The organism is Streptomyces sp. NPDC041108, assembly GCF_055592645.1.
On the sequence record NZ_JBVIYK010000005.1, the window covers coordinates 126,303 to 139,371 of the forward strand.

The 13,069-nt window shown below is 71.4% G+C and carries 15 protein-coding genes; 12 read left to right on the top strand and 3 right to left on the bottom strand.

Annotation, left to right across the window (positions count from 1 at the left end; all coding sequences use genetic code 11):
* Complete coding sequence (locus ACZ6BB_RS16295; RefSeq protein WP_471615842.1) at positions 1 to 978, bottom strand: DMT family transporter; 978 nt, start codon at positions 976 to 978, stop codon at positions 1 to 3.
* 71 nt (positions 979 to 1,049) lie between these two features.
* On the opposite strand from ACZ6BB_RS16295, the gene ACZ6BB_RS16300 reads away from it, so the two are divergent.
* On the top strand, positions 1,050 to 1,982 hold the full coding sequence (locus ACZ6BB_RS16300; RefSeq protein ID WP_471615843.1) for a LysR family transcriptional regulator: 933 nt from the start codon (positions 1,050 to 1,052) through the stop codon (positions 1,980 to 1,982).
* Here the strand turns inward: ACZ6BB_RS16300 and ACZ6BB_RS16305 are convergent.
* Complete coding sequence (locus ACZ6BB_RS16305; RefSeq protein ID WP_471615844.1) at positions 1,972 to 2,835, bottom strand: phosphatase PAP2 family protein; 864 nt, start codon at positions 2,833 to 2,835, stop codon at positions 1,972 to 1,974. The two genes, ACZ6BB_RS16300 and ACZ6BB_RS16305, sit on opposite strands and share 11 nt — an antisense overlap.
* A gap of 132 nt (positions 2,836 to 2,967) precedes the next feature.
* Positions 2,968 to 4,002, bottom strand: a complete 1,035-nt coding sequence (locus ACZ6BB_RS16310; RefSeq protein WP_471615845.1) for a LacI family DNA-binding transcriptional regulator — start codon at positions 4,000 to 4,002, stop codon at positions 2,968 to 2,970.
* A 490-nt stretch (positions 4,003 to 4,492) separates the two neighbouring features.
* Between ACZ6BB_RS16310 and ACZ6BB_RS16315 the strand changes: the two genes are divergently transcribed.
* The 11 genes from ACZ6BB_RS16315 (at position 4,493) to ACZ6BB_RS16365 (ending at position 12,987) form a co-directional block, all read left to right on the top strand.
* Positions 4,493 to 5,764, top strand: coding sequence for an extracellular solute-binding protein (locus ACZ6BB_RS16315; protein ID WP_471615846.1), 1,272 nt, complete (start codon positions 4,493 to 4,495; stop codon positions 5,762 to 5,764).
* A gap of 121 nt (positions 5,765 to 5,885) precedes the next feature.
* On the top strand, positions 5,886 to 6,890 hold the full coding sequence (locus ACZ6BB_RS16320) for a carbohydrate ABC transporter permease (protein WP_471615847.1): 1,005 nt from the start codon (positions 5,886 to 5,888) through the stop codon (positions 6,888 to 6,890).
* A 13-nt stretch (positions 6,891 to 6,903) separates the two neighbouring features.
* Positions 6,904 to 7,824: a sugar ABC transporter permease gene (locus ACZ6BB_RS16325; protein WP_471615848.1), complete on the top strand. Its 921-nt coding sequence runs from the start codon at positions 6,904 to 6,906 to the stop codon at positions 7,822 to 7,824.
* 136 nt (positions 7,825 to 7,960) lie between these two features.
* Positions 7,961 to 9,643, top strand: a complete 1,683-nt coding sequence (locus tag ACZ6BB_RS16330) for a glycoside hydrolase family 13 protein (protein WP_471615849.1) — start codon at positions 7,961 to 7,963, stop codon at positions 9,641 to 9,643.
* A 180-nt stretch (positions 9,644 to 9,823) separates the two neighbouring features.
* Positions 9,824 to 10,081 carry a hypothetical protein gene (locus ACZ6BB_RS16335; RefSeq protein WP_471615850.1) on the top strand — a complete coding sequence of 86 codons (258 nt, stop codon included), beginning with the start codon at positions 9,824 to 9,826 and terminating at the stop codon, positions 10,079 to 10,081.
* Between the two features lie 90 nt (positions 10,082 to 10,171).
* Entirely contained in the window at positions 10,172 to 11,161 is a 990-nt protein-coding gene (locus ACZ6BB_RS16340; RefSeq protein ID WP_471615851.1) for a cyanobactin maturation protease PatG family protein, read from the top strand.
* A 72-nt stretch (positions 11,162 to 11,233) separates the two neighbouring features.
* Positions 11,234 to 11,425, top strand: coding sequence for a hypothetical protein (locus tag ACZ6BB_RS16345; protein ID WP_471615852.1), 192 nt, complete (start codon positions 11,234 to 11,236; stop codon positions 11,423 to 11,425).
* 7 nt (positions 11,426 to 11,432) lie between these two features.
* Positions 11,433 to 11,624, top strand: coding sequence for a hypothetical protein (locus ACZ6BB_RS16350; protein WP_471615853.1), 192 nt, complete (start codon positions 11,433 to 11,435; stop codon positions 11,622 to 11,624).
* Entirely contained in the window at positions 11,621 to 11,821 is a 201-nt protein-coding gene (locus tag ACZ6BB_RS16355) for a hypothetical protein (RefSeq protein ID WP_471615854.1), read from the top strand. The genes ACZ6BB_RS16350 and ACZ6BB_RS16355 overlap by 4 nt, the downstream gene beginning before the upstream one ends.
* A complete protein-coding gene (locus ACZ6BB_RS16360; RefSeq protein ID WP_471615855.1) occupies positions 11,818 to 12,072 on the top strand; it encodes a hypothetical protein in 255 nt (84 codons plus the stop codon). The genes ACZ6BB_RS16355 and ACZ6BB_RS16360 overlap by 4 nt, the downstream gene beginning before the upstream one ends.
* Before the next feature lie 42 nt (positions 12,073 to 12,114).
* Positions 12,115 to 12,987: a S8 family serine peptidase gene (locus ACZ6BB_RS16365; protein ID WP_471615856.1), complete on the top strand. Its 873-nt coding sequence runs from the start codon at positions 12,115 to 12,117 to the stop codon at positions 12,985 to 12,987.
* The last annotated feature ends 82 nt before the right edge of the window (positions 12,988 to 13,069 follow it).

A 13,069-nucleotide genomic window follows, 5' to 3' on the forward strand; every position in this document is an offset into this window, starting at 1 on the left:
TCAGCGGGTGGGGCCCACCACCGGATCCGGAGCCGTGGCCGCGGCACGGCCCGCACCTGCCGCCCCGGCGCGCCCCGCGACCTGGGCCGCCTTCCCCCCAGCCGGGGCCACCCCCTTGCCCCGACGCGTCAACGCCACCCCCACCAGGACCACGGCCATCCCCCCGACCACCCGGGCCCCCACCCGCTCGTCCAGGAACAGCGCGCCCAGCGTGACCGACACCACCGGCAGCAGATAGCCGACCGCCGCCGCGCTCGTCGCGCCCTCGTCCTCGATCAGGCGGTAGTTGAGGTAGAAGGTCACGCCCGTGCCGAAGACGCCCAGGACGGTGACCGCGACCACGGCGGTCGCGTCCACCCCGGCGGTGCCCGGACCGCCGGCGGGCAGGGCCAGGGCGGCCCACCCCGTCGCGGTGAGGAGCTGCGCGGCGGACACCGCCAGCGGGGCGTCGCGGCCCGTCAGGCGGCGGCCCATGTACGCGAAGGCCACCGCGTAGCTGAGGGCCGCCCCGAGCAGCGCGAGCGCGCCCCCGGTCATCAGCCCCGCACGCTGCCAGGGCGCGAAGATCAGCAGGACGCCCGTGAAGCCGAGCAGCAGTCCGGTGAGGCGGGCGGGGGAGAGGGGGCGGTCGGTGCCGAGGAGGAGGCCGAGGAGGAGGGCCCACAGCGGGGTCGTCGCGTTGAGCACACCCGCCGTGCCCGAGTCGACGGTCTGCTCGCCGATGCCGAAGAGGGCGAAGGGCAGGGCGTTGCAGAAGAAGGCCGCCACCACGAGGTGCCCCCAGGTCCGCCGGTCGCGGGGGAGGCGCTGACGCGTGACGAGGGCGAGGACGAGCAGCACCCCCGCGCCCAGCGCGCAACGCGCGACGGTGATCGCCAGCGGGGACAGCCCGTGGTGGAGGGCGAGTTTGATCCAGAGGAAGCCGGAACCCCAGAGCAGGGCGAGCACGGCCATGCGGAGTGTGGACGCGAGAGGCATGCCCCCACCATCGGACCGCCGACACATAAGGACAAGCGAAGAATGATGCACATACCTTTAAGCTGGTCTACATGCTCGATGTGCGTCGGATGCAGGTGCTCAGGACCGTGGTGACCAGCGGCTCGGTGACGGCGGCCGCGACCGCCCTCGGCTACACCCCTTCCGCGATCAGCCAGCAGGTGGCGGCGCTGGAGAAGGAGGCCGGGACAGCCCTGCTGGAGCGGGTCGGACGCGGCGTCCGGCCCACGGCGGCCGGGCTGCTGCTCACCGAGTACGCCGGCGCGATCGGCCGGCAGGTCGCGGAGGCGGAGACCGCGCTGGCCGACCTGCGGGCGGGGCGCACGGGACGGCTGGCCGTGCGGTACTTCGCCACCGCCGGCGCCGCCCTGGTCGCCCCCGCCGTCGCCCGGCTGCGTGCCGAGCATCCCGGCGTCCGGGTCGAGCTGAGGCTCATCGACCCCGACGACCCGCTCCCGGCCGTCAAGGAGGGCGGGGCCGACCTCGCCCTCGTCGTACGGCCGCGCGGCGCCGCCCCCGACGGCCTACGGCTGCTGCACCTGCTCGACGACACCTACTTCGCCGTCCTGCCCGCCGCGCACCCCCTCGCGGGCCGGACCGACCTGGCGCTGTCCGACCTCGCCGCCGAACCATGGGTCGGCAGCGAGTGGCCTGGGCCGTGTCTGGACGCGCAGCTGGAGGCGTGCGCCGAGGCCGGATTCCGGCCCCGGTTCGTCGTCGAGAGCGAGGACTACACGACCGCGCAGGGCTTCGTCGCCGCCGGACTGGGCGTCGGACTCGTCCCCGGTCTCGGCCTCGGCAACCCCCACCCGGACGTCGTCGTACGCCGCCTCACCGGCCCGGAACCCCGGCGCTCCATCCACGCGGCCGTCCGCGAGACGGCTCCGCCGCAGCCGGCCCTGACCACGTTCGTCAGGGCGCTGCGGGAGGCCGCCGACGCCTCGGGCCCACGCGGAACGGCCCCCGGCTCCGGCGCTACGCCTTGACCGGGGCCGGCTCCCTCTCCCCGGTCCCCACCGCGACCTGGCGGGGCAGCGCGTACGGCAGCGACCCGTACCAGACCCGGGCCACCGCGTAGCCGAACGCGAGGCACAGCATGCCGCCGACCGCGTCCAGCCAGAAGTGGTTGGCGGTGGCGACGATCACGACCAGCGTCAGCGTGGGGTAGAGCAGGCCCAGCACCCGCACCCACGGCACCGACGCCAGCGCGAAGATCGTCAGCCCGCACCACAGCGACCAGCCGATGTGCATCGACGGCATCGCGGCGTACTGGTTCGACATGTTCTTCAGGTCGCCGGAGGCCATCGAGCCCCAGGTCTGGTGGACGACGACCGTGTCGATGAAGTGCTCGCCGGTCATCAGCCGGGGCGGGGCCAGCGGGTAGAAGTAGTAGCCGACCAGGGCGACGGCGGTGGTGGCGAAGAGGACCAGACGGATCGCCGCGTAGCGGCCCGGATGACTACGGTAGATCCACGTGAGGACACCGAGCGTGACGACGAAGTGCAGGGTCGCGTAGTAGTAGTTCATGCCGACGATCAGCCATGTCACCGAGTTCACGGAATGGTTGATCGTCTCCTCGACCGCGATCCCCAGGTGGTGCTCCACCTTCCAGATCCAGTCGGCGTTGGCGAGGGCCTGCGTCTTCTGCTCGGGAACCGCGTTGCGGATCAGCGAGTACGTCCAGTAACTCACCGCGATCAGCAGGATCTCGAACCACAGACGCGGGCGTCGCGGAGCCCTCAGCCGCTGCAGGAACCCCCGCCCCGGCGCGTCCGTGACGGACCGCGGAGCGGCCTGCTCCCGGCCTTCCTCCAGTGTCGTCACGGTCGCCTCACCCATGGGCACAGAGTCTGCCAGATAAGCGGTACCCCACCGATCATCCTCTGGTCGGGTTCATCACGCACGTTCGTCGGGGTACAGCGGAGGCACCTCTCCTCCGTACGTATCGCGCCCACCCCCGTCTTCTCCGTCCTAGGTACGACTCCGGTCCCCAGGAGCCGAAGCGGTCGACCCCCGCACCACCAGTTCCGGCATGAACACGAACTCACTGTGCGGCGCCGGGGTCCCGCCGATCTCCTCCAGCAGCGTACGCACCGCCGCCTGCCCCATCGCCGGGACCGGCTTGCGGACGGTCGTCAGCGGGGGATCGGTGAAGGCGATCAGGGGGGAGTCGTCGAAGCCGACGACCGAGACGTCCTGCGGCACCTGGAGGCCACGCTGGCGGGCCGCCCGGATCGCGCCGAGCGCCATCATGTCGCTCGCGCACACCACCGCCGTGCAGTCCCGGTCGATGAGCGCGAGGGCCGCCGCCTGGCCGCCCTCCAGGGTGTAGAGGGAGTGCTGGACCAGCTCCGCCTCGACCGTCGCGGCCGCCAGCCCCAGCTGGTCCTGCATCGTGCGGACGAAGCCCTCGATCTTGCGCTGCACCGGCACGAAACGCTTCGGGCCGAGAGCCAGCCCTATCCGGGTGTGCCCCAGCGACACCAGATGCGTCACCGCGAGGGCCATCGCCGCCCGGTCGTCCGGCGAGATGAAGGGGGCCTGCACCTTCGGCGAGAAGCCGTCCACGAGGACGAACGGCACGCCCTGGGCTCGCAGTTGCTCGTAGCGCTGCATGTCGGCCGAGGTGTCCGCGTGCAGACCGGAGACGAAGATGATGCCGGCGACCCCGCGGTCGACGAGCATCTCGGTCAGCTCGTCCTCGGTCGAACCGCCGGGGGTCTGGGTGGCGAGGACCGGGGTGTAGCCCTGCCGGGTCAGCGCCTGGCCGATGACCTGGGCCAGGGCCGGGAATATGGGGTTCTCCAGCTCCGGGGTTATGAGGCCCACCAGTCCCGCGCTGCGCTGCCGCAGGCGTACGGGCCGTTCGTAGCCCAGGACGTCGAGGGCGGCCAGAACGGACTGGCGAGTGGTCGCGGCGACGCCCGGCTTCCCGTTCAGGACGCGGCTGACAGTCGCCTCACTGACCCCCGCCTGGGCTGCGATGTCGGCAAGCCGTGTGGTCACAGCACTGGACTGTACCGGCCGGGCCTGCGCTTGCCCACCGGCCCGGCGTCGGGTGCGGGCGGGGGTGCGGCCCGCTGCGGGCTGCTGCGTCATCGCGGTCCCTCGTGATTCTGGTCGGTGTCCGTGGGGGGCGCCCTCGCGCGGGAACGGGGTGGCTGCCGCAGCCCACGACCCGCGCTCCGCAAGGCGCCGACGGAGTGATGATTGCCCGTACGCGCGCGTCGTGGCAAGAGCTTGCAGAGTCTTTCATAGCCGCCCCAAGGCCCACTGATCGGCCCGGATGCAGGGTTGCGCGGGGGTCAGCAGCAGGTCACGACGGAGTAACCATCACCGGTTCTTGCACTTTTTTGCAGCAAGGTCTTTCGTCCGGCTTACATCGCTGTTACGTTCGGCCACGCCCGGCGGCGGCAACGGCGCGCCGGCACTCGGCGGGGACGGCAGACGGGGCCCTCCCTCCCGGCACACGGGCTTTCACCCTCAAGGAGATCTCATGCGGCGTGGCATAGCGGCCACCGCGCTGGCGGCGTCGATCGCCCTCACGGCGACGGCCTGCGGCGGAAGCGACAGCGGCGACTCGGCCGGCGGTCCGGTCACCATCACCTGGTGGGACACCTCCAACGCCACCAATGAGGCACCGACGTACAAGGCCTTGGTCAAGGAGTTCGAGGCCGCCCACAAGGACATCAAGGTCAAGTACGTCAACGTGCCCTTCGACCAGGCGCAGAACAAGTTCGACACCGCCGCCGGTGCCACGGGCGCCCCGGACATCCTGCGCTCCGAGGTCGGCTGGACCCCCGCCTTCGCCAAGAAGGGCTTCTTCCTGCCGCTGGACGGCACCGAGGCCCTCAAGGACCAGGACAAGTTCCAGCCCAGCCTGATCAAGCAGGCCCAGTACGACGGCAAGACCTACGGCGTCCCGTTCGTCACCGACACCCTCGCGCTGGTCTACAACAAGCATCTCTTCGAGAAGGCCGGCCTCACCGAGGCCCCCAAGACCTGGGACGACCTGAAGAAGGACGCCGCCACGATCAAGGGCAAGACCGGCGTCGACGGCTACTGGGGCTCCACCCAGGCCTACTACGCCCAGTCCTTCCTCTACGGCGACGGCACCGACACCGTCGACGTCGCCGCCAAGAAGATCACCGTGAACTCCCCCGAGGCCGAGAAGGCGTACGGCACCTGGCTCGGCCTCTTCGACGGCAAGGGCCTGCACAAGGCGGACACCACCGCCGACGCCTACGCCCACATCCAGGACGCCTTCGTCAACGGCAAGGTCGCCTCGATCATCCAGGGCCCGTGGGAGATCACCAACTTCTACAAGGGCTCGGCGTTCAAGGACAAGGCCAACCTCGGCATCGCCACCGTCCCGGCCGGCACCTCCGGCAAGGCGGGCGCCCCGACCGGAGGCCACAACCTGTCGGTCTACGCCGGTTCGGACAAGGCGCACCAGGAGGCGTCGCTGAAGTTCGTCGACTTCATGACCTCGGCGAAGTCCCAGGAGACCATCGCCCTGAAGAACTCCACGCTGCCCACGCGCGACGACGCCTACACCGCCGAGGTCAAGGCCGACCCGGGCATCGCCGGCTACCAGACGGTGCTCGCCGCCGCCCGGCCGCGCCCCGAGCTGCCCGAGTACAGCTCCCTGTGGGGCCCGCTCGACACCGAGCTGCTCGCGATCGCCGGCGGCAAGGAGCCCCTCGACAAGGGCCTCGGCAACGCGGAGACCGCGATCGCCAAGCTGGTCCCGGACTTCAGCAAGTGACCCCGGGTGGCCGCCGCGTCCCGCCCCGGTGCTCCGGGGACGGAACACGGCGGCCACCGGCCGGCCCCCACAGCCCAGCCCCGAGCGGCCCAGCCCCTGATCTTCCAGAAGGTGTCGAACGATGACAGTCGCCATCGACCGTGCGACCGGCAAGCGCCGAGGCGGACCGGGCGGGCGCCCGGGCCGGCTGACGCGTCTGAGGCAGTCGTACCAGCGGTACTGGTACGCGTACGCGATGATCGCCCCGGTGGTCGTCGTGCTCGGCGTCCTGGTGCTGTATCCGCTGGTCCGCGGCTTCTACCTCACCCTCACCAACGCCAACAGCCTCAACTCGGCGCGCACGATCGGCGTCAACCGCATCGAGGCCACCTACGAGTTCATCGGCTTCGACAACTACGCCGACATCCTGTGGGGACCGACCTCCTACGACCGCTTCTGGTCGCACTTCGTCTGGACGATCGTCTGGACGGCCCTGTGCGTCGCCCTGCACTACCTCATCGGCCTCGGCCTCGCGCTGCTGCTCAACCAGAAGCTGCGCGGCCGCACCCTCTACCGGCTGATCCTGGTCCTGCCGTGGGCCGTCCCCACCTTCGTCACCGTGTTCGGCTGGCGGTTCATGCTCGCCGACGGCGGTGTCATCAACGCCGGCCTCGAAGCACTGCACCTGCCGGCGCCGCTGTGGCTGGAGGACACCTTCTGGCAGCGGTTCGCCGCGATCATGGTCAACACCTGGTGCGGCGTGCCGTTCATGATGGTCTCGCTGCTCGGCGGACTGCAGTCCATCGACTCGACCCTGTACGAGGCCGCCGAGATGGACGGCGCGAGCGCCTGGCAGCGCTTCCGCCACGTCACCCTGCCGGGCCTGCGCTCCGTCAGCTCCACCGTCGTCCTCCTCGGCGTCATCTGGACGTTCAACCAGTTCGCCGTCATCTTCCTGCTGTTCGGCGACACCGCGCCCGAGGCGCAGATCCTCGTGACCTGGGCGTACTACCTCGGCTTCGGGCAGCAGCCGCGTGACTTCGCGCAGTCGGCGGCCTACGGCATCCTGCTGCTGGCCATCCTGATCGTCTTCACCTCCGTCTACCGCCGCTGGCTGAACCGCGATGAGCAGCAGCTCGCGATCTGAGGCAGGAGCCCCCATGAGCACCACGACCGTCACCACCGAGGCTCACGCGGACTCCCCGTCGGCGCGAGCCGCCAGGAACGCGCCCCCGCGCCGCACCCGCCGCCGCGGTGAGAACAGCCCCGCCGGCACCCTCGCCTCCCACACGATCCTCGTACTGGCGAGCCTGGCCGCGCTGTTCCCGATCGCCTGGCTGGTCTTCCTGTCCCTCGGCCCGGACAAGGACGATTACCTGCATCCCGGGCGCATCTTCGGCAAAATGACGTTCGCCAACTATTCGTACGTGCTCCAGGAGACACCGTTCTTCGACTGGCTCGTCAGCACCCTCGTCGTCTCGCTCGGCACCACCGTCATCGGGGTGCTGATCGCGGCGACCACGGGCTACGCCGTCTCCCGCATGCGCTTCCCGGGCTACCGGAAGTTCATGTGGGTGCTCCTGGTCACGCAGATGTTCCCGGTGGCCGTGCTGATGGTGCCGATGTACGAGATCCTCTCGGAACTGAAGCTCATCGACAGCTACCTCGGCCTCGTCCTCGTCTACTGTTCGACGGCCGTGCCGTACTGCGCCTGGCTGCTCAAGGGCTACTTCGACACGATCCCGTTCGAGATCGACGAGGCCGGACGCGTCGACGGGCTGAGCCCCTTCGGCACGTTCGCGCGGCTGATCCTGCCGCTCGCCAAACCGGGCCTCGCGGTCGCCGCCTTCTACAGCTTCATCACCGCGTTCGGGGAGGTCGCCTTCGCCTCGACGTTCATGCTGTCCGACACGAAGTACACCTTCGCCGTCGGCCTGCAGAGCTTCGTCAGCGAACACGACGCGCAGCGCAACCTGATGGCCGCCACCGCGGTACTGGTCGCGATCCCCGTCTCCGCGTTCTTCTACCTCGTGCAGAAGAACCTGGTGACCGGCCTGACCGCGGGCGGCACCAAGGGGTGAGACCCCCTCCCGGGAACCCGGGGCGGCCGTGGTGTCCATCCGACCCCGCTGACACCGCGGCCGCCTCGTCACCCGGACCGAGACCCCCGACGACCCTCGTTCGACGACCGCACCTCCGTTACACACCAAGGACGTCATGAGCCAGCACTCCTCTGCCGACCCGGCCGACAACTCCGCGCTCGCCACCGTCGCCGCCCGCCCCGACTGGTGGCGCGACGCGGTGATCTACCAGGTCTATCCGCGCAGCTTCGCCGACAGCAACGGTGACGGCATGGGCGACCTGGAGGGCGTACGCTCCCGGCTCCCGTACCTGCGTGACCTGGGCGTCGACGCCGTGTGGCTCAGCCCCTTCTACGCCTCCCCCCAGGCCGACGCCGGCTACGACGTGGCCGACTACCGTGCGGTGGACCCGATGTTCGGGTCCCTGCTGGACGCGGACGCCCTGATCCGCGACGCCCACGAACTGGGCCTGCGCATCATCGTCGACCTGGTCCCCAACCACTCCTCCGACCAGCACGAGTGGTTCAGGCGGGCGGTCGCCGAGGGGCCGGGCTCGCCGCTGCGCGACCGCTACCACTTCCGTGAGGGCAAGGGCGCCTCCGGCGAACTCCCCCCGAACGACTGGGAGTCCATCTTCGGTGGCCCGGCGTGGACGCGGGTGACGGAGCCGGACGGCACGCCGGGCGCCTGGTACCTGCACCTGTTCGCCCCGGAGCAGCCCGACTTCAACTGGGACCACCCGGCGGTCGGCGACGAGTTCCGTTCCGTGCTGCGCTTCTGGCTCGACATGGGCGTGGACGGCTTCCGTGTCGACGTGGCCCACGGCCTGGTGAAGGCCGACGGCCTCCCCGACCTCGGCGCCCACGACCAGCTGAAACTGCTGGGCAACGATGTCATGCCGTTCTTCGACCAGGACGGCGTCCACGCGATCTACCGCGAATGGCGCCTGGTGCTGGACGAGTACGCCGGGGAGCGCATCTTCGTGGCGGAGGCATGGACCCCCACGGTCGAACGCACCGCGAACTACGTCCGCCCGGACGAGCTCCACCAGGCATTCAACTTCCAGTACCTGGCCACGTACTGGGACGCGGCGGAGCTGAAGACCGTCGTCGACCGCACCCTGGACGCGATGCGCCCCGTGAACGCGCCCGCCACCTGGGTCCTGTCCAACCACGACGTGACCCGCCACACGACCCGCTTCGCCAACGAACCGGGCCTCGGCACGCAGATCCGTCTCGCGGGCGACCGTGCGCTGGGCCTGCGCCGGGCGCGCGCCGCCTCGCTGCTGATGCTGGCGCTTCCCGGCTCGGCCTACGTCTACCAGGGCGAGGAACTGGGCCTGCCCGACGTCGTCGACCTCCCGGACGAGGTCCGCCAGGACCCGGCGTACTTCCGGGGCGCAGGCCAGGACGGCTTCCGCGACGGCTGCCGCGTCCCGATCCCGTGGACCCGGTCCGGCTCGTCGTACGGCTTCGGTGACGGCGGCTCCTGGCTGCCGCAGCCCGCCGAGTGGCGCGACCTCAGCGTCGAGGCCCAGAGGGGCGCGGCGGACTCGACCCTGGAGCTGTACCGCACCGCCCTGTCCGTCCGCCGGCGGGAGCCCGGTCTCGGCGCGGGCGACTCGGTCGAGTGGCTGAAGGCGCCCGAGGGTGTCCTGGCCTTCCGCCGGGGCGACTTCGTGTGCGTCGCGAACACCACGGGAGAAGCGGTCACGATCCCGGCGTACGGCCGTGTCCTGCTCGCCACCGCCGAGGTGGCCGTGGCCGGGGACGAGGCGAAGCTGCCGGGCGACACGACGGTCTGGTGGACCACCGGCTGAGCCGACGGACCACGGCGGCCGCGGGCGTACCCGCGGCCGGTCTCCAGGGCCCGCCGCCCCGCACCGGGGCGGCGGGCCCTGTCGCGTCGTCCGGCCGGGGTGCGTCCCGCGTGCCTCGGTAGCACAGTGGAAGGAGGTGGGGGCGACGGGGCGATCGGCCAACACCGGGATGTGAGCTAGATGGTTGACGGCACAACGAGCGGTCGGGACCCGGCCGAGGAGACCGTGGCCCCCGACTCGCACGAGCCGTCCCGTCCCGACCGTTCCCCCCACCGGGTCCGTATCCCCGGCTTCGCACGTGCGGACGGGGACATCGGGCTGGGCGACGCCGTCGCCCGTGCGACCGCGGCGGTGGGGATCCGGCCCTGCGGCGGCTGCGCGCGCCGGGCCGCGTCCCTGAACCGGTGGATGACGATCGAAGGCCGACGAGAACGCTGAGCACCGCGCGAGGCGCGTGCACGACGAGGATGCCCGGTGCGGGACCGCTCCGGGCCGGGAGCCCGACGAAGCGTGCGTGAGGAGTGACCCATGGACCCCGAGACCACCGACGGCGTCACCGACACGAGTCCTGCGCCTGCGCCGGAGACCGGGCCACGATCGGCGGCCCCGGCTCCCGCCCCGATCCCGGCGTCCGAACCCGACGACGTCCGTCCCGTGTCCGGCGAGTCCCGCGTCACCCAGGCCTGTTGCGGCTGCGCCGAGCCGGGTTCCCGCCAGGGCGACGGGACGGGCCACGGCGACACCGGCCCCGCTTACGTCTATGTCCTCGGACGCGTGCGCGCCGTGTTCCCCGATCTCTCCGTCCAGCAGGAGTTCTCGCAGGTGGCGGGAGCCGACGGCAGCCGTGACGCCACCGACGCCGACGCGCTGTACCGGGTTCTCTCCGCTCCGGAGAACCGCTACCTCGCGCGCCAGATGTGCTACGTCCTGTCCGTCCAGGGCGTCGACACCTACGTGGTGGAGCCCGTCGAACCCGCGGGCCTGGACGACCTGGTGGATGCCCTGCGCCCGGTACGGGACTGCCGCGACCTCGCCGTGGTCGTCGGCACGCTCGGCGCGCTCGTGCCGCCGGGCGCGTGTCAGGGACTCTCCGTCCCGGTCGTCCATGTCGAGAAGATCTGGGCCTTCGACAGCAGGGAGCTGATCGAGGCGATCGACCGCCCCGAGGACACCTCCCGCAAGGAGTTCGAGAGGACCGCCAGAGAAGTGCTCGACCGGGTGCTCCAGCTCAACAACAACGCCGGTCTCGACCCGACCCACCGGGCCCTCAACTATCTGACGGTGCGGGAGCAGGAGATCTACCGGAAGACCAGTGAGCTGCGCGCCGAGGGCTACACCCTGTCCGAGGTGGAAGCGGCGCCCTCCCGGCTCAGCGTCGGGTCCCAGAGCGTCGTGACGGTCGTCCTCTCCTACACCCACCGCCAGACCAACGTCACCGAGAAGCTGTTCGTCCGGGTCGGCGTCTCCGGGCTGTTCCCCTACCGGGTGACCCCGGTCCAGCGCTACTACGACCGCTGAGCGACGGGCGCCCGACCGCGACCACGAAGAGACAGAGACGACAGACACGAGAGGGAGAAGAGGCGAACGGACATGCGTATCCCCGGATTCGCCGTCGAGCCGACGGCGGCACGCGGAGCGAACGCCGGTGATCTGCTCGTTGCGCAGCAGTTCACCTGCGAGGAGGAACTGAGGCCGGTCTGCCGCCACCAGTGCCGCAACGCCCACAACCCCGCTGCGTGCGTACGGAAGTGCCTGGCGAGGCTCTGCGCGGAGAAGTGGTGACGTCACCATGAGCCTGCCAGGATTCACCGGGACACCGAAGAGCGTGACGGCCGGCGACCGGGTCGTCCCCCAGCAGTTCACCTGCGAGGAGGAACTCGGCCCACTGTGCGAGATCCAGTGCGAGCACTCCTGGAATCCCGCCCGCTGCCGACGCGAGTGCATCAAGGAGAACTGCTACGGCTCCAGGGGATCGTCATGACCTACCCCGGATTCGCGCGGGACTCCGCCCCCGCCGGCCCGGGTGATCTCCTGCACCCGCAGGAGATCACCTGCGAGAGCGTCGAGGGGCCGCTCTGCAGGTCGCGCTGCGAAGGGTTCGACGACTTCGAGGCGTGCTACGCCGCCTGCCTGACGGACCGGTGCCGGGACCCGGCGTGGTGGGGAGGCACGCCATGACCCTCCCCGGATTCACTGCCGCGGCCCCCGTCCCGCCCCTCCCGCCCGTCCGGCGGGCCGGCGGGGCCGACGGGCCCGGCGACCGGCTGTACACCCAACTCGACACGCACTGCGCCACGTTGTGCTCCAACCTCTGCGCCGACGAGTGCCAGGACGCGCCGCCCTACGAGGCTGGCGACTGCCTGAACCGCTGCGCGGAGACCTGCCTCGCGGCCTGCCTTCCGCCCGAGCCCGAGCCCGTGACCGAGTAGACCGGCCGTCCCGTCGAGCGGCCCGGAGGAGAGGGGCGTGCCATGGACCCCGTGGACCTGGTCGGCCTCGCGCCGCTCATGGCACACACCTCGGGCAGGCCCTCGGTCGTCGTCGGGGTGATCGACGGCCGTGTCGCCCTGGACCACCCCGCGTTCGCGGGCCACGCGGTCCGGGAACTGGGCCGGGCCGCCGGTCCGGGACGGTGCGGCCGCGCCGACGTCTGCTGCGCGCACGGCACCGCCGTGGCGGGCATCCTCGCCGGCGAGGGCGGTGTCGCCCCCGGCTGCACCCTGCTGTCCCGGCCCCTCTTCACGGACCGTCCCACCGACGAGGGTCCCGCGACCTGTCTCTCCGGTGTGCGCACCGGGGAACTGGCCAGGGCGCTCACGGAGATCGTCGACGCGGGCGCCCACATCGTGAACCTCAGCATGGCCCAGCCCGCCCCGTCCGGTGTCCGTGACCCCGCGCTGGAGGCGGCCCTCGACCGTGCCGCCGACCGGGGCGTGATCCTGGTGGTCGCCGCCGGGAACCAGGGCCGGGTGGGCTCCTCCGTCCTCACCGACCACCCGTGGGTCGTCCCGGTGACCGCGTACGACCGTGCCGGGCATCCCATGCCCCGGTCCAACCTGGCCGTGTCCATCGGCCGCCACGGGGTCGGCGCCCCCGGCGACCGGATTCCCGGGCCGGGGCCCGACGGCCGCCCCTTCCTGCTGAGCGGTACGAGCGCCGCCGCGCCCTTCGTCGCCGGCGCCTTCGCCCTGCTCCGCTCGGCCTTCCCGCACGCCACCCCGGCGGCCGTACGCTACGCCGTCACCCACGGCCCCGGCCCACGGCGTTCGGTGACCCCGCCGCTGCTGGACGCGTGGGCCGCGTACCGGGCACTTCGCGGTCCGGGTGGTGTGCGGAGCCGGTGACCGGGGCCGCCCCGTCCCAACCTCCCACCCTGTGAAGAGATTTCGGGCATGTGAAGAAGGCGTGTCCGCAGGGTTGACCATG

Excerpts from the sequence above, each read along its gene's own strand:
- ACZ6BB_RS16335 (WP_471615850.1), top strand. The coding sequence starts at position 9,824 with ATGGTTGACGGCACAACGAGCGGTCGGGACCCGGCCGAGGAGACCGTG.
- ACZ6BB_RS16330 (WP_471615849.1), top strand. The coding sequence starts at position 7,961 with ATGAGCCAGCACTCCTCTGCCGACCCGGCCGACAACTCCGCGCTCGCC.
- ACZ6BB_RS16365 (WP_471615856.1), top strand. The coding sequence starts at position 12,115 with ATGGACCCCGTGGACCTGGTCGGCCTCGCGCCGCTCATGGCACACACC.
- ACZ6BB_RS16315 (WP_471615846.1), top strand. The coding sequence starts at position 4,493 with ATGCGGCGTGGCATAGCGGCCACCGCGCTGGCGGCGTCGATCGCCCTC.
- ACZ6BB_RS16360 (WP_471615855.1), top strand. The coding sequence starts at position 11,818 with ATGACCCTCCCCGGATTCACTGCCGCGGCCCCCGTCCCGCCCCTCCCG.
- ACZ6BB_RS16300 (WP_471615843.1), top strand. The coding sequence starts at position 1,050 with ATGCTCGATGTGCGTCGGATGCAGGTGCTCAGGACCGTGGTGACCAGC.
- ACZ6BB_RS16305 (WP_471615844.1), bottom strand. The coding sequence starts at position 2,835 with ATGGGTGAGGCGACCGTGACGACACTGGAGGAAGGCCGGGAGCAGGCC.
- ACZ6BB_RS16345 (WP_471615852.1), top strand. The coding sequence starts at position 11,234 with ATGCGTATCCCCGGATTCGCCGTCGAGCCGACGGCGGCACGCGGAGCG.
- ACZ6BB_RS16350 (WP_471615853.1), top strand. The coding sequence starts at position 11,433 with ATGAGCCTGCCAGGATTCACCGGGACACCGAAGAGCGTGACGGCCGGC.
- ACZ6BB_RS16320 (WP_471615847.1), top strand. The coding sequence starts at position 5,886 with ATGACAGTCGCCATCGACCGTGCGACCGGCAAGCGCCGAGGCGGACCG.
- ACZ6BB_RS16295 (WP_471615842.1), bottom strand. The coding sequence starts at position 978 with ATGCCTCTCGCGTCCACACTCCGCATGGCCGTGCTCGCCCTGCTCTGG.
- ACZ6BB_RS16355 (WP_471615854.1), top strand. The coding sequence starts at position 11,621 with ATGACCTACCCCGGATTCGCGCGGGACTCCGCCCCCGCCGGCCCGGGT.
- ACZ6BB_RS16340 (WP_471615851.1), top strand. The coding sequence starts at position 10,172 with ATGGACCCCGAGACCACCGACGGCGTCACCGACACGAGTCCTGCGCCT.
- ACZ6BB_RS16325 (WP_471615848.1), top strand. The coding sequence starts at position 6,904 with ATGAGCACCACGACCGTCACCACCGAGGCTCACGCGGACTCCCCGTCG.